Raw genomic sequence first — 18,993 nt, 5'->3', positions numbered from 1 at the left:
TGCCGGTGGGGGCGGGAGGGCGTGACCGCCGGCCCGGCGGCGTAACTCCGGCGCGGCCCACGACGATCCGCGGCAGTGGCGAGGACGACGATCCGCGGCAGCGGGGGAACGGCGGGCCCGCGCGCGCCCGAGGGGGCGGGCCCGCCGTCGTGGGTCAGGACGTGGCGGTGGAGCGCGGGTCGGCCCAGCCGGTGGCGGCCACGGCCTCGCGGGCGATGTCCGCGACGGACCTGCCGTCCGTCGCCACCCGCAGCGTGTCGGCGGGTGCCCGCCGGTCCAGGACGCGTGCCTTGCGGGCGCTGCTCGCCAGCTCCTGAGCCAGCTCGGACCCGATCTCCCGCCGCACCAGCCGTTCGTGGGCGGTGGCGTCGGAGGCGGTGAGCAGGACCCGCACGATCCGTACCCGGTCGCCCATGGCCCGCCGGAACATGCCGGCCGTCTCGGGCAGCACGCTGTACGTGTTCGTGTAGATCAGCCGGCGGTAGCCGCGCCGGGCGTAGTTCGCCCACACGGCGGTGAGGTTGGCCTCGGTGATCCCCGAGCGGTCCGGGTCCCCTTCCGGGGCCGGATGCGCCTGCCCCATGAAGTCACCGTCGATGACGGCGTGGGAGACCGCCGCGGCCCGCAGCAGCGCCGAAACCTCCCACGCCACCGTGGTCTTGCCCACCCCGGCCCGTCCGCCGAGCAGCAGCACCTCCGCGTTCTCCTCCGTGTTCTGCATGGGAGGCAGCGTGCCAGTGCGGGCCCGTGCCGCGCGACCCGGTTCCCGGCCCGCCGCCCTGTCGTCCGGCCCACCGCCCGGCCGTCCGGCGCCGTGGCCGGGGCGTGTCATCCGGCCGTCCGACGCCGTGGCCGGGTGCCGTGGGCCGGGGTGCGCTGCGGGGGAGCGGCTGCCGGCGGGGCCGTCGGTCAGGGTCCGGAGGAGCGGGCGTACTGGCGGCACTCGCCGGTGAAGACGGTGGCGAGTTCGGCGGCGAGGAGACCGGCGGCCAGGTCGGCGGCCGGGGTCCCCCGCACGCCGGCCGGGTCGCGGTAGACCTGTGCCGCCAGCCCCTCGGTCAGGGCGGTGAGGCGGACGGCCGCCGGCCACGGGTCCAGTCCGGGGGCGACCTCGCCGCACTCCTTGCCGTTGCGGACCGCCCGGGCGATCTCGGACCGCAGCTGCCGGGCGGTCTCCGCGTCCACCTCGGCGAGGGCGGGCACGTCCAGGGCGCGGCCGGTGAACGCCCGGGTGACCCGGAACTCGGTGCGGCGGTTGTCGTCCAGCGGGAGGAACTCGGCCATCACCTCCACGAGCACCGCCGAGATGGGCCGCCGGTGTTCGGTGCCGGCCCGGATGTGCTCCTCGGCCCGGGCCCGGATGCGGGCGGTGACCTCCCGGAAGGCGTGCAGCAGCATCTCGTCCTTGGTGCGGAAGTAGTGCTGCACCAGTCCCACGGACATCCCGGCGGTGGCGGCGGTCCGGGCGACGGTGACGGCGTCCAGGCCGTGTTCGGAGATCAGCGCGCACACCGCGTCGGCGATCTGGCGGCGGCGCTGTTCGTGGTCGGCGGTTCTCGGCACTTGATAACCGTACCAGCGTACGGTAAAAACCGTATCGCCATATGGTTATCCGCCGTGCCGTGCACCCAGGTGCCCGTCCTGCCGGGACTGCCGACGTGCTCTCGTGCCGTCGTGCCGGCCGTGCCCGCGGATGCCGTTCGACGACCGTGAGGAACCGTCATGCCCATGCGTCTGCGGGGTGCCGTCGCCGGCGCCGTGGCGCTGCTGCTCTGCCTGTCGCCGTGCGCGCCGGCCGCGGCGTCCGCCCCGGCCGCGTCACCCGCCCCGGTGACCTCCGGGGCCGCCGCCCCGGGCGACCGTTACGCCGCCCTCGACGCCTATGTCCGGGACCGGATGGAGGAGACCCGGGTGCCCGGCCTCTCCTACGCCGTGGTGGGCCCCGACGGGCCGCTGCACCGGCGGTCCTGGGGCACCGACGGCCGGGGCGGCCGGGTCACCCCGCGGACCCCGTTCCTGTGGGGGTCGGTCGCCAAACCGGTCACCGCGACCGCGGTGATGACCCTCGTCCAGGACGGCCGGCTCCGTCTGGAGGACCGGGTCACCGACCACGTCCCCGGCTTCCGGTTCGGCGGCCCCGCGCACGCCTCCCGGGTCACGGTCCGGCACCTGCTGACGCAGACCGCCGGCATACCGGCGTCCGCCACCGCCGAGGTCACCGACTGCCTCGACGCCGGCTGCCCGGGCCCCGCCGACCGGATCCGGGCGCTGGACGGGATCGAGCCGCTCGGCCCGCCCGGCACCCGGTACGCGTACAGCAGCGCCAACTACGTCGCCCTGGCCGCCGTGGTGGAGTCGGTCACCGGGCGTCCCTTCACCGACCATCTCAGACGGAGCGTGCTCGAACCGGCCGGGATGGACGGCGCCATCGTGGACCGGGCGTCGGCCCGCGACCGGAAGCTGGCCCCGGGACACCAGCTGATGTGGGGGATACCCGCCGCCGTCGCCGACGGGGTGGACGACCACGGGGCGAGCTACGGCTATCTGGGCGGCGACCTCGACGACCTCTCGGCCTTCGCCGCGTTCCAGCTCCGCTCCGGGCGGACCGCCGACGGCCGCGCCGTCCTGACCCCCGCATCCGTGCGGCTGATGCGGCAGCAGGGCACGCTGCCCGGCGGCGAGGGAACCGGCTACGGGCTGGGCTGGCGGGTGGGCGGTCTGTCCGCCCCGCTCGACACCGCCGTGTGGCACACCGGCGGGTCCCCCGGTTACTCGGCGATGCTGTTCCTGCTCCCCGAGCGGAACGTCGCGCTGGTGCTCCAGCAGAACCTCTACGGCCTCCTCCAGGACGACGCGATCATGGACGTCGGCTTCCAGGCCGCCCGGATGCTCGCCGGCGCCCCGGCCCCCGAGGGTGGTCCGTCCGCGGCCGGCTACCACCTGACCATCTGGGGCGTCACCGCCCTGGGGCTGCTCCTGGTCGCCGGCGCGGTGCGCTCGGCCTGGCTGCTGAGGCGCCCGGCGGTGGCGGGCCGACGGCCGCGGCGGATCCTGCTCCAGGTGGTGTGGTGCCTGCTCGGCGCGGCCCCCGGAGCGGTCCTGCTGGTGGTCGCCGGCCGTACCGGCCTGGACCCGGTGCGCATCTGGCTGCCCGACGTCCACCTCGCCGGGTGGGCCGCGACGGCCGCCGGTGCCCTGGTGGTCCTGCTCCGCCTGACCCTCGTCCTCCGTTCCGTACGGGCGGGGCGTGCGGAGCAGGGCCGTACGGGCGGGGGGCGGACGGCGCACCGGCAGTGGGCTCCCGGGCGGACGGTACGGCCGCGCGCGGCGCGGCGGGCGGGCCGCCGGGCGAGGCACCGGACGGGGCGGCGGGCGGGCCGCCGGATCAGGCCGGTTCGCGGGCCACCACGACCAGGAGATAGGCCGCTGCCACCCGTATCCCCGGACCGGTGTCCTGGTCCCACTCGGCGAAGACCGCCGCCACCGCGTCGTGCAGGGCGGCCCACCGCCCCTCCGCCTCCAGCCGGGGACGCTCGGTCAGGACGTGACCGGCGGTGCGGAGCCAGAACTCCGCGGCCGCCGAGGGAGAGGGGAAGGTGAAGGTCACGTGCTCGGTGGCCGCCGTCACCCCGGCGACCTCCCCGCCCGCGAAGAGGCCCCGGACGAACGACGCGTCCCCCCAGCGGGTCGGCGGCACGGTCCCGGCCGGAGGCGGAGGCAGGAAGGCCCCCATGGCCCGGTTGGTGGCGGCCATGAAGCCGTCCGGCGTCCAGGCCGCCGACACCACACGCCCGCCCGGCGCGCAGCACCGCAGCAGCGCCGCGGCGGTGCGCGCCGGGTCCGGGGCGTACATGGCCCCGAACACCGAGAGCACCCGCTCGTACAGCCCGTCGGTCCCGTCGGCCGGCGCCCTCCGCCAGGAGACGGTGAGGCCCTCCGCGCGGGCCCGGTGTTCGGCGACGGAGAGCAGTTCGGGGGTCGGGTCCGCCCCGGTGACGCGCGCGCCGCGGCGGGCCGCCGCCAGGGCGGCGTTGCCGGTGCCGCAGCCGACGTCGAGCACGGTCGTACCCCGGGTGATCCCGGCGACGGCCACCACACGGTCCGCGGCCCCGGTCAGACGCCGGGCCATGGCCGGGTAGTCGCCGGCCGCCCAGGTGGAGCGGTCCGCCGGACCCGCGGAATCCGCGGAAGCCGAGAAGACGGAAGAGGCCGAGGAGGCCGGGGACGAGAAGGAAGAGGACGAAGCCGAAGAGGCCGGAGAGGCCGGAGAGGCCGGAGACGCTGATGAGGCCGGAGAGGCCGAGGTGCCGGTCATGGAACTCCCCTGGTGTCGTGGATCCTCGCCGAGTGTCTAGGCTCGGGACCGGCGTCGGCGGTACAGAAACAGGACCGGGAGGGCGGACGCATGGCGGGACGGGGCATCGAGTACTGCCCGGTGACGGCGGCGGTCGAGGCGGTGGGGGACCGCTGGACGCTGCTGGTGCTCCGCGAACTCCTCCTCGGCTCCTGCCGTTTCAACGACATCCACCGCGGGCTGCCGGGTATCAGCCGGACGCTGCTCTCCACGCGGCTGCGCCGGATGCAGGCCCACGGGCTGGTGGTACGGGAGACCGACGACGGCGGGCGCCCCCGGTACCGGCTGACCCCGGCCGGCGCCGAACTGGAGCCGGTGGTCTGGCAACTGGGCGACTGGGCGCGCCGGCGGCTGCTCGGCGACATCGCGCAGGACCAGCTCGACGGCTGCCGGCTGCTGTGGCGGCTGCGGCAGTTCGTACGCCGGGGAAGCCTGCCCGAGCGGCGCGTGGTGGTGGAGTTCGTCTTCCCCGGCGCGCCGGGCGGGCCGAACGCGCCGAGCCGGTCGAGCGCGCCGAGTGCGCCGAGTGCGCCCGGTGCGTCGGACGAGCCGGGCGGGCCGGGGGAGCGGGGCTGGCTGGTGCTCGCCCCGGAGGACGTCAGCGCGTGCCGCCGGCCCCCCGGTCACGACAGCGACCTGTGGGTCACCGCGGACCTCGGCGCGCTGCACCGGGTGGTGGCCGGGACCCTGACCCTGCGGGCCGCGGCCCGGGACGGCCTGGTCCGGATCGACGGCGACCCGGCACTGGTGGCCGGCTTCCCGTCCTGGTTCGCCTGGCGTACGCCGAGGTGAAGCCGGGGTCCGGCGCCCGGGTTCCGGCCCGTTCCCCCGGCTGCACCGGGCCCGAAGTCCGCCGCCGGGCGCGGCACCTCCACCGGGCTCTGCGTGCATCTGTTATTTATGCCGATTCTCCGTAGAGAGGCCTGTGCCGGGCCTGGGGCCGGCCGCCGGGCGCGGGCCGCGCCCCTCGCGCCGGCCGGGGGTGCCCGGCGCGGGCCGGCCGGGGGCGCGGCCGCGTGGCGGGGGTCAGGCGGTGGCGCGGAGGCGGGCCGCGATGGTGGCCAGGCGCCGGCCCTGGTGGCGGGCCGCGGCGAGGGTGGCGTCCCCCGGTACGCCGGAGCCACCGGCGTGCGAGGTGCCGTACGGGTTGCCGCCCGCGCCGTAGACGGCGGGGTCGGTGAAGCCGGGGGCGACGATCAGCGAGCCCCAGTGGTGGAAGGTGTTGTAGAGCGCGAGCAGGGTGGACTCGTTGCCCCCGTGCGGGTTGTGGGCGCTGGTGAAGCCGGTGGCCGGCTTGTCGGCCATGACGCCCTGCTGCCACAGGCCGCCGGTGGTGTCGATGAACTGCTTCAACTGCGAGGAGATGTTGCCGAACCGGGTGGGCGAGCCCAGGGCGTAGGCGTCGGCCCAGGACACGTCGTCCAGGGTGGCGACCTCCACGTCACGGGTGGCGTCGAGGTGTGCCCGCCACGCCGGATTGGCGTCGATGGCGGCGTCGGGGGCCAGCTCCGGCACCCGGCGCAGGCGCACCTCCGCCCCCGCCTTCTCGGCACCCTCGGCGACCGCCTGGGCGATCCGGTGGACGTTGCCGGTGGAGGAGTAGTAGATGACCGCGACCTTGGCGCTCATGGCGGGCCCCTTTCCGGGAAGAAGAGCGGGGGTGGGCGGCGGCGCACCACGAGGGAGGCCACCGGTGAAACGGATCGCTATCCGCTTCCGTGGTTGAATGAGTAAACCGGATAGCTGTCCGCTTGGCAAGCGGTGCCAGGGTTGAACCGGATAGCTATCCGGTAATCTCGGGGTATGAGCCGCATCGAACTCCCCGTCGCGGGCCAGGCGCCGCCGGAACGCGCGGACGCCGCCCGCAACCGGCGGAAGATCCTCGACGCCACCGCCCGGCTGGTCGCCGAAGAAGGGGCCGGAGCCGTCACCATGAACGCCGTCGCGCACGCGGCGGGCATGGGCGTGGGCACCGTCTACCGCCGCTTCGGTGATGTGAGCCGGCTGCTGTACGCCCTGCTCGACCACAGTGAGCAGGCGTTCCAGCAGGCGTTCATGTCCGGCCCGCCGCCGCTCGGACCGGACGCGCCGCCCGCCGACCGGCTCCGTGCCTTTCTGCACGCCCTGGTGGACCGGGTGGTCGAGCAGCACCGGATCATGCAGGTCGCCGAGGCCGCGTCGCCGGGCGCCCGCTACCACAACGGGGCGTACCTCACCATGCACGCCCATGTGGCGATGCTGCTGCGTCGGCTGCGGCCGGACACCGACGCGGGGGCCCTGGCACACCTGCTCCTCGCACCCTTCGTGCCTAGCCTCTTCGACCACCTCATGGGGGACCGGGGCCTGACCCCGGAACAGCTCAAGTCCTCCGTCGACGCGCTGCTCAGCCTGCACGTCCCGGTCACCGGCTGAGCGCCGGTCCGCAAACGCCCGGCCCGGCCACCTCCGGGCGGGCCACCGGTCGGGCCGCCCCCGGCCCGTCCGCCTCCGGCGCGGCGTGGGGGCTGCTCCCGGCCGGCCCGGTGCCGCGGGCCGTCCGGCCCGTCCGCCCGCGGCACGGGTGCCGGGTGGCGGGTGTGACGCCACGGTCCCGGGACGCGGGCGGGTGACCCCCCGTCGGCCCAATGACGCCGTGTCCCGGAGCGATGGGATCCACCGGGCGGCGTGCGGCGAGTTACCTGGAGGGCCGGAGACCCACAGGAGCGGAGCACACCATGGCGAAAGTGACCCTGACCACCTTCCTCACGCTGGACGGCGTCATGCAGGGGCCCGGCGCCCCGGACGAGGACACCAGCGGGGGATTCGAGTGCGGCGGCTGGGTGGTCCCGTACGCCGACCCGGACATGGAGCGGATCGTGGAGGAGCGGTTCGACCGGGTCACCGGCTTCCTGCTGGGCCGCCGTACGTACGAGATCTTCGCCGCCTACTGGCCCCGGGTCACCGACCCCGCCGACCCGATCGCCTCCCGTCTCAACAACCTGCCGAAGTACGTCGCCTCCACCACCCTCGCCGAGGCCGGGTGGCACAACTCCACCCTGGTCACGGACGCGGCGCACGCGGTCCGGAAGCTCAAGGGCGAGGTCGGCGGCGAACTGCAGATCCACGGCAGCGGAGAACTGGCCCGCTCCCTGCTGGCGCACGACCTCATCGACGAGATGCTGCTGATGGTCTACCCGGTGGTGCTCGGGACGGGGAAGCGGCTCTTCGACGAGGACGCGGTACCGACGGCGTTCGAACTGGTGGGTCACGAGGCCACCGGGAAGGGGGTGGCGGTGCAACGGTACCGGCTCGCCGGACGGCCGACGTTCGGGTCCTTCGCCCTGGACGACTGACCGGCCGGAACGGGAACGGGCGCAGGCGGAGGCGCGGGGGGCCCGGGCGGGACCGCTCCAGGGCCGGCGACGGCTGCCGCGCCCGGAGCCGGGGCCGGCGGGGGGATGGGGCCGCCGCTCGGGAGGGGCCGCGCCCGGGGGCGGCGGGGGAACAGCCAGGGGTCGGCGGGGAACGCCCGGGGGCGGTGGGGCGGGCCGGGCGGCGCCGGCGACGGGTGACGTACCCGTACCCGGGCCGGCCGGGCGGCACCCGAGCGGCGCCGGCCGAGCGGCGGTGCTCCCGAATGGCGCCCGGTGACCGCGGGGTCTGGTCACCGGCGCCGGCTGCCGGGCGCCGCCGCCCACCCCCAGACCCCAGTCCCGGCATCGGGCACCGGCAGCGCGGCGCGGACGACCGGCCCGGCGCGTCCCCGGGGCCGGTGCGCCCCTGTCACAACCCACCTACGCTGTTGCCGACCTGACCCTCACTCACTTCAAGGCGGCGACGGATGCCCTGGCACTCACGGCGGCGACGGATACCCACGGCCACCCCCCGCGGAACGCACCGGCACCCCGGGCGGCCCCGAGCCGACGCCGGTTGTCCCCGGCCCGGCCGGTGACCACCCCGGCCTCTCCGCCCCCCACTGGCCTCTCCGGCCCCACCGGCCCCACCAGCCGCCCGGGTCCCTCCGGTCCGGCCGGTGGCCCCGGCCCGTCCCGCCGCCCCGGCCCGTTGCGCCGGCCGGGAAGGGCCGGACGGTCCGGCCGGGCGGCGGCGGGCCGGCCGGTGCTCGCCCTCGCCGCCGCGGTGGCCCTCCTGGCCGCCGTACCGGGAGCCGCCCAGGCCCGGGACGGTGACCGCACCGCGGCCCACCCGGAGACCGCCGCGGCCGCCGCGGACACCACCGCGGCGTACTCGGACACCACCGCGGTCGGGGTCCACAACGCCTACGAGCAGAGCGCCTACCGGTACTTCGCGGACGCGCTCGACTCCGGTGCCGGACTGCTGGAGATCGACGTGTGGACCAACTCGCTGGGCGGCGGGTGGCGGGTCTCGCACAGCAACCCGCTGGGCAACGCCAACAACTGTGAGAACGCCGCCTCCCCCGCCGAGCTGCGCACCAAGCCGCGGAACCAGAGCCTGGCCGGCTGCCTCGCCGACATCCGGGCCTGGCACGAGGCCAACCCGGGACACCGCCCCGTCATGATCAAGATCGAGATGAAGGACGGGTTCAACGACCGGGGCGGTCGCGGCCCGGACGAGTTCGACGCCCTGGTGGACCGGGCGCTCGGGGACGCGGTCTTCCGGCCCGCCGACCTGATGGGCGGCCACGCGACGCCGGACGAAGCGGTCCGGGCCGACGGCTGGCCGGGCCGGGACGCGCTCGCCGGCAGGTTCGTCCTGGAGCTGATCCCCGGCACGGTGGAGGAGGCCAACCCGTTCGACTCGCTGTGGACGGACCGGGAGTACGCCGGGCGGCTGCGCGACCTCGCCGCGTCCGGGCGGCTGCGCGAGGCGACCGCCTTCCCGGCCGTGCACAAGGCGGAGGCCGGCGACCCCCGGACCACCCGGTACGCCGACCCCGCGCTCAGGCCGTGGTTCGTGGTCTTCGACGGTGACGCGACGGCGTACGTGCAGGGCGGCATCGACACCGCCTGGTACGACCGGCGCCACTACCTGCTCGTCATGACCGACGCCCACCTGGTGCCGCCGGCGATCGACGGCACCAGCCCCGGAGAGGCCGAGGCGCGGGCCCGGGTCGAGCTGCTGGCCGGCCGGCACGCGAGCATCACCACCGCCGACTGGCATCCGCTGCCGTCGGTGCTCGCCACGGTCCTGCCGCGCGGCTGACCAGCACCGAGGCGGCGCCGCGGCCGCCGCGGGCCGTCCGCCGCGGGCCGTCCGCCGGGGCCGTCCGCCGGGGCCGTCCGCCGGGGCCGTCCGCCGGGGCCGTCCGCCCCGGCAGGCCGTGCCCGCAGGCCATGTTCGGGGCGACGGGCACACGGCCACGGTGCCCGGCCCACCCCGGCACCGGCCGGCCCACCGCCGACCGCCGGGCCGGGCGACGGGCCGCCGCCGGGCCACGGCGGGCCGTCCGGGCGCCGACCGGCCGTCCCGGCCCCGGCCGGCCGTCCGGGTGACGACCCACCGTCCGGGTAGCGGCACACCGTCCGGTCGGCCGGTGGACCACCCGGCGGACGGCGCACGGGCCCGTGAAACGGGATGCGGTTCGACGTTGCCGTAATTGGTCTGGACCGGCACTCTGGAGGTCGTTACCTGACGGGAGTGGGACATGCCACGAAACGGTGATGGGCCGAGCCGGCGCCTGGTCCTCGGCGCGCTCGGGGCCGGGGGTGTGGTGGCCGGAGCCGCGGCGGTCGCCGGGGCGGCGGCGCGGGAGACGGGCGGACCGCCGCCCGGCGCCGGGGGCGGGAACCCCGCCGGCCGTGACTCCGGGCGGGTGGTGGCGGACGGTCCCGGTCGGCGGGAGCGGACACGGCAGACAGGAGTGCGGTCGGTGTACATCGGTTCGTTCGGTGCGGGCATCACCATCGGCAAGTTCGACGCGCGTACCGGCGCGATCACCGTCACCGGGACCTTCGACGGGGTCGCCGATCCCTCGTACCTCGCCCTCGCGCCCTCCGGCCGGGCACTGTACGCCGTGGACGAGACGGCCGAGGGCACGGTGCGGGCGCTGGCGGTCGGGCGGGACGGGGGGCTCTCCCCGCTCGGCACGGTCCGTCCCACCGGTGGCGAACACCCCACCCATCTGGCGGTGCATCCGGGCGGCCACCACCTGCTGACCGCGAACTACGGTGACGGCAGCGTGGCGGTGCACCCCATCGGCGCGGACGGAGCCCTGGGCGAGCGGACCGACCTGGTCCGGCACACCGGCTCCGGCCCCGACCCGGAGCGCCAGCGGGGTCCGCACGCGCACCAGGTGGTGCCGGACCCCCGGGGCCGCTTCGTGCTCGCCGTGGACCTCGGCACGGACACGGTGTACACCTACCGCCTGGACACCGCCCACGGCCGGCTGACGAAGGTCTCGGAGACCCGGATGGCGGCCGGTTCCGGGCCGCGCCACCTGGCGTTCCACCCCGAGGGGCGGTTCGCCTACGTGGTGGGCGAGCTGGACAGCACGATCACCGTGGCGGAGTACGACCCCCACCAGGGGCGACTCGTGACGCGCGGCACGCAGCCCACCCTGCCGCCCGGCACCGACCCCGGCGGACGGAACTACCCGGCCGGGGTGGTGGTCTCCGCCGACGGGCGGTTCGTGTACGTGTCCAACCGGGGCCACGACAGCGTGGCGCGGTTCGCGGTGACCGACGGGGGAGCGGGACTGCGGCTGCTGGACACGGTGCCCAGCGGCGGCGCCTTCCCCCGGCACCTCTCCCTGGCCCCGTCCGGCGAGCTGCTGTTCACCGGCAATCAGAACTCCGGCGCCGTCGGGGTGTTCCGGGTGGACCGGCGCACCGGGAAGCTCACCCCCCTGGGGAAACCTTTCTCCACTCCCTCCCCGGTCTGTGTGCTGCCGGTGGCCGCACCCGGCGGACACGGCACGGAGCGGGACCGGACCACCTGACCGCGCCCGGGCCGGGGCCGTGCCCGCTCGGTGCGGGTCCGGCCCGGGGGGTCCGGCGCCGGTTCGGTCCGGCCGGCCGGGTCCGGCCCTGAGGCCGCGCTCCCGGCCGCCGAACCGGGCCATACACGGCGCGGGGTGAGACCGGGTCGGGGCCGGGAGGGGCCGGGACGGGGCGTACGCCGGCGTGCGGCCGGTGACGCGGGGGCGCGACGGGTCCGGCCGTGCGGCGGTTCCGCGGCGGCATCCGCCGCGGAACGGCCCGGTGCCCGCTGGCGGATACCGGACCGCCGGCGGCACCGGCCGGGGCCGGGGCCGTGGGCCGTCGGCGGTACGGGGAGCGGCGGTCGCGACGGCGGAGGCGTCCGGGGATGGGTGGGACGTGGCGGGCCAAGCCCACGGCCGACCGGGAAAAGCTCATCTCCGACCACTTTCGGCCTGTGATGTGGCGGGTATTACGTCTGGATCGAGCGCCTGCGGTCTTTCGCTGTCAGAGCCGACACGTAGCCTTGTCATATGTCCCCGTTACCTCTGACCCCCGATCCCGCGCGTGCCGACGCGGATGACGCCGACGCGGCGGTCCGTGCCAACGAGGCGATCCGTGACTTCCTGCGGGCTCGTACGACGAGGCCGTTGCTGCCCGACGAGCGGGTCGAGTACCGGCGGCTGCTCGGGGTCTACCTGGGAGCCGTCCGTAGTCGCATCGGCACCGCGGCGTAATCACGCCATACGCCGGCGGCCGGACGTGCGCCCCCGCGCTGATTTCACGCCCCCTGCTGCGGCGCAGGGGCGTGCGGACCGGAGCGGATGGCGCATATGCGCACCGGCCTTGCCGTACCGGCCGGTTGGCGACACCGTGGTGCGCGCGGGCGCATGGTGCGCGCCCGTACCCGACTGGGACCGGAGGCGCCATGGGACCCCTTGTGCCACCCCCTGAACCATCCTTCGTTCCACCGCACACGCTGGTCGGCGACGGCCCGCACCGGGTGATCGCCGTCCACGGCTGGCTCTCCGACCGGGCGGCGTACGCGGCGGTCCTGCCGCACTTCGACCGGCGCGCCTTCACCTACGCCCTGCCGGACCTGCGCGGTTACGGCGAAGCCCGCGACGTGCCGGGCGAGTTCACCACCGCGGAGGCCGCGCGCGATCTGCTCGCCCTCGCCGACCACCTGGGCTGGGACCGCTTCTCCCTGCTCGGCCACGCGATGGGCGCCTCGGTCGTCCAGCGGGTGGTGGCCGCCGCCCCGGAACGGGTCCGGCGGCTGGTCGGGGTGGCCCCCGTACCGGCGAACGGGGCGCCCCTGGCGGGGGCCCAGTGGGAGTTGTTCGCGGGCGCCGCGCAGCATCCGGAGAACCGCCGGACGATCATCGACTTCACCACCGGCAACCGCCATCCGGCCGCCTGGCTGGACCTGATGGTGTGGCAGTCCCAGCGGCAGAGCGACCGGGTGGCGTTCCGCGCCTGGCTGGACTCCTGGGCGAAGGAGGACTTCCACGCCGAGGTGGTGGGGTGCACCGTACCCGTCCGGCTGGTGGTGGGCGCGTACGACCCGGCGCTGACCGCCGAGGTGATGCGGGACACCTGGCTGCGCTGGTACACCGACGTGGACCTGGTGGAGCTGGCCGGCGCGGGGCACTTCCCGGCGGACGAGAGCCCGCTGGCACTCGTCCGGGCCGTGGAGGGCTTCCTCGCCGCGGACGGTGACGCGGCCGCGGGCGCCGCGGCGGGCGCCGGGGGCCTGACGGACGCCCAGGACGTCTTCCGGACCGCGGAGGCCATGGGGCCCTGAGCGGGCGGTCCGGGCCGCCGGCATCCACCGGGCGCCGGCGGCCCGGCCGTTCCCCCGGCCCCATTCGCTCGGCCGTTGTCCCGGTCCCCGTTCGCGTGACCGCTGCGCGCCGTTCCGCTCTGGCGGCCGTTTCCCCGGTCCCCGTTCGCATGGCCGTTGTGCCGCCGCCGTTCGCGTGGCCGTCGCCCCGCGCTGCCTCCGAGCCGCTGTCCCGCCCTGCTCGCGCGGTCGTCGTCCCGGGCCGCTCCCGTGCGCTGTCCCGGGCCGCTCCCGTGCGGTGTCCCGCCGTCGCGGACCTCGTCCCGCCCGGCCCGCTCTGCTTCGCGCGGCTGTTGCCCCGCTCCCGCTCTCGTGGGCCGTTGCCCGCCTCCGCCGCTACCCGGTGCTCCCCGGCACTTCGCCGCCCGTCGTGTCCGTCCCCTCCGCGCCGGCGGCCGGGGTGGCGGAGGGTGTCGCCGCGGGGGAGGCGGTGCCGGGAGCCGTCGAGGAAGCGGCGCCGGGCCGAGGTGACGGGGCGGAGGGCGTGGCGGGGGGTGGCGGAGGCCCGCTCGGCCTCGCTCTCGCGGTAGCCCGGGAGCAGGTCGTTGATGATCCGGTGCACATAGCCCCGGGTCTCCCGGATGTCGGGGATCCCGCCGGCCCGGCGGACGGCGCTGGGCCCGGCGTTGTACGCGGCGAGGGCCAGTTCGGTGGGGTCGCCGGGCACCTCGCGGACCATGTCGTACAGATGGCACATGTACCGGGCCTGGGACGGGATGGCGTCCTGCGGGTCCCACACATCGGCCTTGCCGTCGCCGTTCCCGTCGCGGCCCCACTCCTTCCAGGTCACCGGCGCGAACTGCGAGATGCCCTGGGCGTGTCCGGAGTCCGCGTCGGTGTCCCAGCCGCTCTCGGCGTCGATCTGCGCGGCGAGCAGCGGCACACTGAGCTGCCGGCAGGTTCCGGCGGCCGCCTCGATGACCGGGCGGTACTCGTCGGGAACGGTCGGCGGCCCGTCGTCGGACATCAGGGTGGTGACGAGGACGGCGCCACCGGCCAGCAGCAGAGTTCCGGCGACCGCACCGCCGGCGCGCCGGCTCACCATGCCGGGGCCAGGAGAGGGGAGATCCGCATGGGGGGACGGTAACCGCATAGTCGGACCGGACTGAAATCCGCTCACCGGCCCGCTCGCCGGTGCGTTGACGTGGCCCCGGTCCGTCCCGATGCGCCCCGGCCCGCCCGGTCGGCGCCGGTCCGCCCGGTCGGCGCCGGTCCGCCCCGGTCGACCCCCGTCCGTCCCGGCGCCCGGACACCTCGGGCCGCAGGCTCCCCGGACGGGGCTTCTCGGCCCGGTGGGCGTCGGATTGGGGGCGCGTCGGATTGCGGGTGTCGCGCCTTGGAGGTGCGCAGGGAAGGGCGTGCGCGCCGGCGTGCCCGGGGCCGGGTAGCGGTCCTGGAGGCCCGTGAGAGCGGGGCCCGTGGGGGCGGCCGTAGGGGCGGGGCCGTAAGGAACGGTCCCGCCCCTACGGCCCCCGAACCGGCCGTCGGACGGCCTGAATGCGTGCCCGGGCCTCCCGTCGGGGAGGCCCGGAGCCGGGCGCCGCGGCCAGGCGGGGCGATCAGGTGGTGATCAGCGTCGATCGTGCGTTGTCAGCGCTGATCGGGCGTTGATCAGCGTCGATCGAGAGAGCGATCAGGCGGTGGTCTGCGGTACGCCGGGCTGGGCCGCGGGCTGCGCGGGCTCCTGCGCGCCCGGGCGCTTCACCACGTACACCGCGAGGGCGCCCGCGGCGAAGAGCGGGAGCAGTGAAACGGCGGTGCCGAGCCAGGTGGCGCCGAGCCACTGCCCGCCGAAGTACCCCAGGGTCACGCTGTACGCGGCCCAGACCAGACCCGCCACCGCGGACCAGGGCAGGAACTCGGCGACGCGGCGGTGCGCGGCGCCCGCGCTGAGGCTGACCACCGAGCGGCCGGCCGGCGCGAACCGGGCCACGACCACCAGCGGTCCGCCGCCCTTGACCAGCGCGGTGCCCAATTTCTCCTGTGCCGCGGTGAGTCGGCGGGAGCGTGAGATGGCGCGGTCCAGACGGTCGCTGCCCCGGAAGGCGAGCCGGTAGGCGACCATGTCGCCCAGCACCGACGCGGTGGCCGCGCAGAGCACCAGCCCCAGCATCTCCGGGAAGACGCTCCCGGCCTGGGCGCGGGCGGCACCCACCACGTCGGCGGTGGTTCCGGCGGCGGCGGTGGCAGCGGTGATGACCAGGACACCGCTGGGCAATACGGGCAGAAATACGTCAAGAAGGACGGAAAGCCCGATCAGGGCATAGATCCATGGGGTGTTGATCAGTGACCCCACATGTTCCAACAACGCTACTCCCGGTCCCGTTCCCCCGTGCCGCGATGTCGCAAGGGAGCGGCAGGAGCGGCCTCTACAGCCGTACAGCGTACGCCTGTGTATGTCGAGGATATCGATCAGGGGGCGCGGGCGCAGTTCCATTCACGTCACATTCGCGCCCCCGAGCCCGGAAACGCGTCATGCGGGGCGCTGAGGCCCCGCATGACGCGGTGTCCGGTCGTGCGGCCCGGGGCCGCCCGCGGCGGGCGCCGCACCGGTCCTCCGGTACGGCTGCCCGGCTCTCCGGTGCCGCTGCCCGGGTCTCGGGCGGCTGGCCCGGCGGGCCGGCGGCTGCCGGACGCCCGGCCGTGCGGGTCAGACCGAGGTGGTCCGGCCGACGGGCGTGCGCGCCGGGGAAGTGACGCCGGCGGCGTCGGCGCGCGCCCCGAAGAACCGGTCCAGGGCCCAGGGGCCGGGGCCGGTGAAGACCAGCAGCAGGAACGCCCAGCAGAACATCGCGGACGCCTCGCCGCCGTTCTGGATGGGCCACAGCTTCTCCGGCTGGTGCTCGACGAAGTACGCGTAGGCCATCGAGCCGGAGCAGATGAACGCGGCACTGCGGGTGCCCACGCCCAGGAGCACCAGGCCGCCGCCGATCAGCTGGATCACCGCGGCGTACCAGCCGGGCCAGGAGCCGGTGTCCACGGTGGTGCCGGTGCCCATCAGGCCGCCGAACCAGCCGAACAGGGACGACGCCCCGTGGCAGAAGAACAGCAGGCCCACCACGATGCGGAACAGGGAGACGACGTAGGGCCGGAACGTGTCCAGGCGCGCCTCAAGGGTGCTGGAGTTGGGGGATGGCATGGGGACGGAACCCTCGTTTCGGTTTCGGGGACGAGAAACGACGAGAGCGCCAGGTTAGGTTCGCCTGAGCTTTTGTTGCAAGTTCAAGTTTATGCCATTCTTAAGAAGCGGACGGCCTTGCCAACGGCCCCTGAAGGCCACTCTCACGCGTGCGCGGTACCGGTGAAGGCATGCTCCTGCCAACAGTGTCCGGATGCCCCTCCGGCGGGTGTCCGGAGTGCTGCGCGCGCCACCGCGTCGGTGTCGCAGAGCGTCACCGAGTTCACTCCGGGCCGGGCCCCGGCCGCCGTCACCCAGTGCACCCCTTCGGTGGGCACGCCGACGGCGAACCGGCGCGGATGCGGGCGGCCCGCCGCGTCGATCAGCCGGTACGGCGCCGGGGTGACGTCCAGCCCGCCGGTGCGGTAACCGTCCACCCGGTGCGGTCGGCACCCGCCGGTACGCAGCAGGTCCGCCAGGAGCGGGTCGGCGGTGCGCCGCAGGTCCGGCTCCGGAAGCCGTGCCTCGATCAGGGTGGAGACCCGTACGGCCGGGCCGGGCACGGTCGTGGAACGGGCGAGGAATCCCGGGCCCGGCCGGTTTGGGGTCCCGGGCGCCGTCCCCGGGGCGCGGGGCGCTGCCTCCGGGGTGCCGGGTTCGGGGGTGCCGGGCTCCGTCCCGGGCGGGCCGCTCACCGGCTCCGGGATCCCGGGCTCGGGGGCTCCCGGTTCCACCACCAGGCCGGGGCCCAGCACCTCCACCACCCCCGCCTCGATCAGCGCCACCAGCTCCTCGGTCCGGCGGCGCGGCGGGCCGATGGACAGGAAGGCGTTGAGCGGGGTGTACCAGCGGTCCAGATGGGCGCGGCGGGAGGCGCCCGGCAGCCCTCCGTGGTCCACGATCTGCCGCAGCTCGTTGCGGAGGTCGCGGAGTACGTCCAGCGCGGCCTTCACCGGCCCGGCGACATTGCCCTGCCGGGCGTGGGCGACGTCCTGCCGCAGGTACGACAACAGCCAGTGACGGAAATCCGCCCGCCCGGCGAACTCGCGTCCGCGGTAGGGACGGGCCGCCGTCTCCCAGCACCACCGTTCCGCGGCCGGAATCCGGAAGGCGTCCAGCACCGCCGCCTCCTCCGGACTGTGGTGCGCGGCGGCGAGGAACCGTGGCCGGAATCCGTCGCCGGCGGGCCCGGGGGGCCCGGCGGGCGGGCCGCCGACCGGCCGGCCCGGGTCGGCGGTGGGCCGGTGCGGGTCCGCGGCCGTCGGGTGCGGGGCGGCGGCCTGCGGGTGCGGGACGGTGCCGGGCCGGTGCGGGGCGTCGGCCGTCCGTCGCGGACCGGTGGCCGACGGGTCCGGGTCGGTGGCCGGCCCGGCCGCCGGCGGGCGCTGCGCCCGGTGGGCCAGCAGCGCCTCGTAGTAGACCGTCTCGGCCTCCTTGGCGATCAGCGGCCACACCTCGGTCAGGAAGTCCGGCGGGTCCCCGGCCTCCACGCGCTTGCGGAACAGCTCGATCACCTCGGGCGTCAGCAGCAGCGGCGCGTGACGCCCGTACGCCCCCTTCGCGTTGTCACCCCGCGAGTGGTACGGCACCCCGCGCCGCGATCCGGCGTAGACCCGGGGTTCGCGCCCGGACGGCCGGTACACCAGACCGCCGCGCCCGTCGGGGGCGAACACCCCGCCCCGGCCGGCGGTCAGCAGCGCCAGGTGGTCGAAGAAGTTGAGGCCGAGTCCGCGCAGCAGCACCGGCTCGCCCGGCGCGATGTCCGACAGGTCCAGGTCCGCCGGGTTGACCGGCCGGTGGTAGCGCAGGCCGTACCGGTCCGCGTACGAGGCGAACCGTTCCTCCTCCGGGTCCGGCCGCACCGGCAGATGACCCTGGGCGAGCACCACCGCGGTCAGCCCGGCCAACCGCCGCCCGTCGTCCAGCGCGAGCTGCTGGGTCCCGTCGGCGGCCTCGGTCAGCCGGACCGCCCGCGCCCGGTGAACCCGGACCGTCACCCCGTCCGGGGCGCCGCGTACCACCTGGTCGAAGAACCACTCCAGATAGCGGCCGTACAGCGCGCGGGGCGGGTAGTCGTCCGGGCCCAGCGGCTCACCCCGGGCCACCGCCCACTCGTACAGGCTCGGCCCCGGGCGTACCGGGCCCGCACAGGTCACACTCTCGTCGGTGAAGAGCGTCACCTGGGAGGCGACGGTGTTCATCAGCAACTCGGGCGGCTGGGCGGTCCGCCACACCCGGCCCGCGCCGGGCGGCGCGGGGTCGATCATGTGCACGGTCAGTCGTGCGCCGGGCGCCAGCTCGGGGGCCGAAGCGCACAACCGCTCCAGCACGCTGGTGCCTCGGGGGCCTGATCCGACGACGGCTACGGCGTGGTGCTCTCCGGCCACGATGGGGTCTCCCGGGGTACAGCTGCGCACGCCGGAACGCCGGCGCACCGCAGGAAATGGGCTCCGGCCTCGGAAGTCCGAGTGCCGGGCAGGGCACCATCATGCCGCCGCCCCCCGAACGGCCGGAACCGGGCCGGACCGTTGGCGACTGTGCGCCGCGTCACGCCATCGCGGGGGTGTCCGGTGCCGTCTCCGGCCGTGCCGTTGGCGTTCGGCCCGCCGCGCCGGTGGCCGGCGGGACGGCCGGCGGCTCACCGCGCCGGCGGTTCCCGGGTCGGCCGGTGGCTCACCGCCGTGGTGGTTGCCTGGTCGGTCGGTGGCTCACCGCCGTGACGGCCCACCCGACGCGCGCGGCCCGCGCCGCACACGGTGGCCGTTCCCGGCGTGACGGCCGATGACCTGCTTTTCCG

Annotated in this window: 14 protein-coding genes and 2 pseudogenes; 8 read left to right on the top strand and 8 right to left on the bottom strand. The window is 76.0% G+C overall.

Annotated features, from left to right (window positions below):
• Positions 1-154: 154 nt before the first annotated feature.
• Both IHE55_RS07395 and IHE55_RS32555 read right to left on the bottom strand, forming a co-directional pair.
• Positions 155-721: an AAA family ATPase gene (locus IHE55_RS07395; protein ID WP_197988296.1), complete on the bottom strand. Its 567-nt coding sequence runs from the start codon at positions 719-721 to the stop codon at positions 155-157.
• 188 nt (positions 722-909) lie between these two features.
• Positions 910-1,563, bottom strand: a complete 654-nt coding sequence (locus IHE55_RS32555; protein ID WP_197988295.1) for a TetR/AcrR family transcriptional regulator — start codon at positions 1,561-1,563, stop codon at positions 910-912.
• A 159-nt stretch (positions 1,564-1,722) separates the two neighbouring features.
• On the opposite strand from IHE55_RS32555, the pseudogene IHE55_RS32550 reads away from it, so the two are divergent.
• Positions 1,723-2,841, top strand: a pseudogene (locus IHE55_RS32550) (serine hydrolase domain-containing protein); the annotation flags it as partial.
• A gap of 544 nt (positions 2,842-3,385) precedes the next feature.
• Here IHE55_RS32550 and IHE55_RS32545 read toward each other — a convergent pair.
• A complete protein-coding gene (locus tag IHE55_RS32545) occupies positions 3,386-4,129 on the bottom strand; it encodes a class I SAM-dependent methyltransferase (RefSeq protein WP_197988294.1) in 744 nt (247 codons plus the stop codon).
• 276 nt (positions 4,130-4,405) lie between these two features.
• On the opposite strand from IHE55_RS32545, the gene IHE55_RS32160 reads away from it, so the two are divergent.
• Positions 4,406-5,146, top strand: a complete 741-nt coding sequence (locus IHE55_RS32160; RefSeq protein ID WP_197988293.1) for a winged helix-turn-helix transcriptional regulator — start codon at positions 4,406-4,408, stop codon at positions 5,144-5,146.
• A gap of 234 nt (positions 5,147-5,380) precedes the next feature.
• Here IHE55_RS32160 and wrbA read toward each other — a convergent pair whose 3' ends face one another.
• Positions 5,381-5,983 (bottom strand): NAD(P)H:quinone oxidoreductase, encoded by a 603-nt coding sequence (wrbA, locus tag IHE55_RS07370; RefSeq protein WP_197988292.1) that lies wholly within the window; start codon positions 5,981-5,983, stop codon positions 5,381-5,383.
• Positions 5,984-6,157: 174 nt separating this feature from the next.
• On the opposite strand from wrbA, the gene IHE55_RS07365 reads away from it, so the two are divergent.
• The 6 genes from IHE55_RS07365 to IHE55_RS07340 all read left to right on the top strand — a co-directional run bounded on the left by IHE55_RS07365 (position 6,158) and on the right by IHE55_RS07340 (position 13,039).
• Positions 6,158-6,766, top strand: coding sequence for a TetR/AcrR family transcriptional regulator (locus IHE55_RS07365; protein ID WP_197988291.1), 609 nt, complete (start codon positions 6,158-6,160; stop codon positions 6,764-6,766).
• A gap of 302 nt (positions 6,767-7,068) precedes the next feature.
• Entirely contained in the window at positions 7,069-7,686 is a 618-nt protein-coding gene (locus IHE55_RS07360; RefSeq protein WP_197988290.1) for a dihydrofolate reductase family protein, read from the top strand.
• A 766-nt stretch (positions 7,687-8,452) separates the two neighbouring features.
• Positions 8,453-9,517 (top strand): phosphatidylinositol-specific phospholipase C domain-containing protein, encoded by a 1,065-nt coding sequence (locus IHE55_RS07355; RefSeq protein ID WP_307826549.1) that lies wholly within the window; start codon positions 8,453-8,455, stop codon positions 9,515-9,517.
• A gap of 667 nt (positions 9,518-10,184) precedes the next feature.
• Positions 10,185-11,252: a lactonase family protein gene (locus IHE55_RS07350; RefSeq protein WP_307826548.1), complete on the top strand. Its 1,068-nt coding sequence runs from the start codon at positions 10,185-10,187 to the stop codon at positions 11,250-11,252.
• A gap of 513 nt (positions 11,253-11,765) precedes the next feature.
• Positions 11,766-11,969: a hypothetical protein gene (locus IHE55_RS07345; RefSeq protein WP_232265486.1), complete on the top strand. Its 204-nt coding sequence runs from the start codon at positions 11,766-11,768 to the stop codon at positions 11,967-11,969.
• 191 nt (positions 11,970-12,160) lie between these two features.
• Positions 12,161-13,039: an alpha/beta fold hydrolase gene (locus IHE55_RS07340; protein WP_197988288.1), complete on the top strand. Its 879-nt coding sequence runs from the start codon at positions 12,161-12,163 to the stop codon at positions 13,037-13,039.
• A gap of 688 nt (positions 13,040-13,727) precedes the next feature.
• Here IHE55_RS07340 and IHE55_RS30850 read toward each other — a convergent pair.
• The 4 genes and pseudogenes from IHE55_RS30850 to IHE55_RS07320 all read right to left on the bottom strand — a co-directional run.
• A pseudogene (locus IHE55_RS30850) lies at positions 13,728-14,045 on the bottom strand (lytic transglycosylase domain-containing protein); the annotation flags it as partial.
• Positions 14,046-14,711: 666 nt separating this feature from the next.
• Positions 14,712-15,386, bottom strand: a complete 675-nt coding sequence (locus IHE55_RS07330) for a DedA family protein (RefSeq protein ID WP_197988287.1) — start codon at positions 15,384-15,386, stop codon at positions 14,712-14,714.
• Positions 15,387-15,728: 342 nt separating this feature from the next.
• Positions 15,729-16,217, bottom strand: a complete 489-nt coding sequence (locus IHE55_RS07325) for a DoxX family protein (protein WP_197988286.1) — start codon at positions 16,215-16,217, stop codon at positions 15,729-15,731.
• Positions 16,218-16,360: 143 nt separating this feature from the next.
• Positions 16,361-18,583, bottom strand: a complete 2,223-nt coding sequence (locus IHE55_RS07320; RefSeq protein WP_197988285.1) for an FAD/NAD(P)-binding protein — start codon at positions 18,581-18,583, stop codon at positions 16,361-16,363.
• Positions 18,584-18,993 lie beyond the last annotated feature (410 nt).

The sequence above is a fragment of the Streptomyces pactum genome, assembly GCF_016031615.1.
GTDB classification, from domain to species: Bacteria; Actinomycetota; Actinomycetes; order Streptomycetales; family Streptomycetaceae; genus Streptomyces; species Streptomyces pactus.
Note: the sequence above shows the minus strand (reverse complement) of the source record. Positions and strands in the feature narration are given on the sequence as shown.

Bases quoted from the DNA above. Each gene is read 5' to 3' on its own strand.
- IHE55_RS07340 (WP_197988288.1), top strand. From the start codon at position 12,161: ATGGGACCCCTTGTGCCACCCCCTGAACCATCCTTCGTTCCACCGCAC.
- IHE55_RS07395 (WP_197988296.1), bottom strand. From the start codon at position 721: ATGCAGAACACGGAGGAGAACGCGGAGGTGCTGCTGCTCGGCGGACGG.
- wrbA (WP_197988292.1), bottom strand. From the start codon at position 5,983: ATGAGCGCCAAGGTCGCGGTCATCTACTACTCCTCCACCGGCAACGTC.
- IHE55_RS07325 (WP_197988286.1), bottom strand. From the start codon at position 16,217: ATGCCATCCCCCAACTCCAGCACCCTTGAGGCGCGCCTGGACACGTTC.
- IHE55_RS32160 (WP_197988293.1), top strand. From the start codon at position 4,406: ATGGCGGGACGGGGCATCGAGTACTGCCCGGTGACGGCGGCGGTCGAG.
- IHE55_RS07360 (WP_197988290.1), top strand. From the start codon at position 7,069: ATGGCGAAAGTGACCCTGACCACCTTCCTCACGCTGGACGGCGTCATG.
- IHE55_RS07365 (WP_197988291.1), top strand. From the start codon at position 6,158: ATGAGCCGCATCGAACTCCCCGTCGCGGGCCAGGCGCCGCCGGAACGC.
- IHE55_RS32545 (WP_197988294.1), bottom strand. From the start codon at position 4,129: ATGGCCCGGCGTCTGACCGGGGCCGCGGACCGTGTGGTGGCCGTCGCC.
- IHE55_RS07345 (WP_232265486.1), top strand. From the start codon at position 11,766: ATGTCCCCGTTACCTCTGACCCCCGATCCCGCGCGTGCCGACGCGGAT.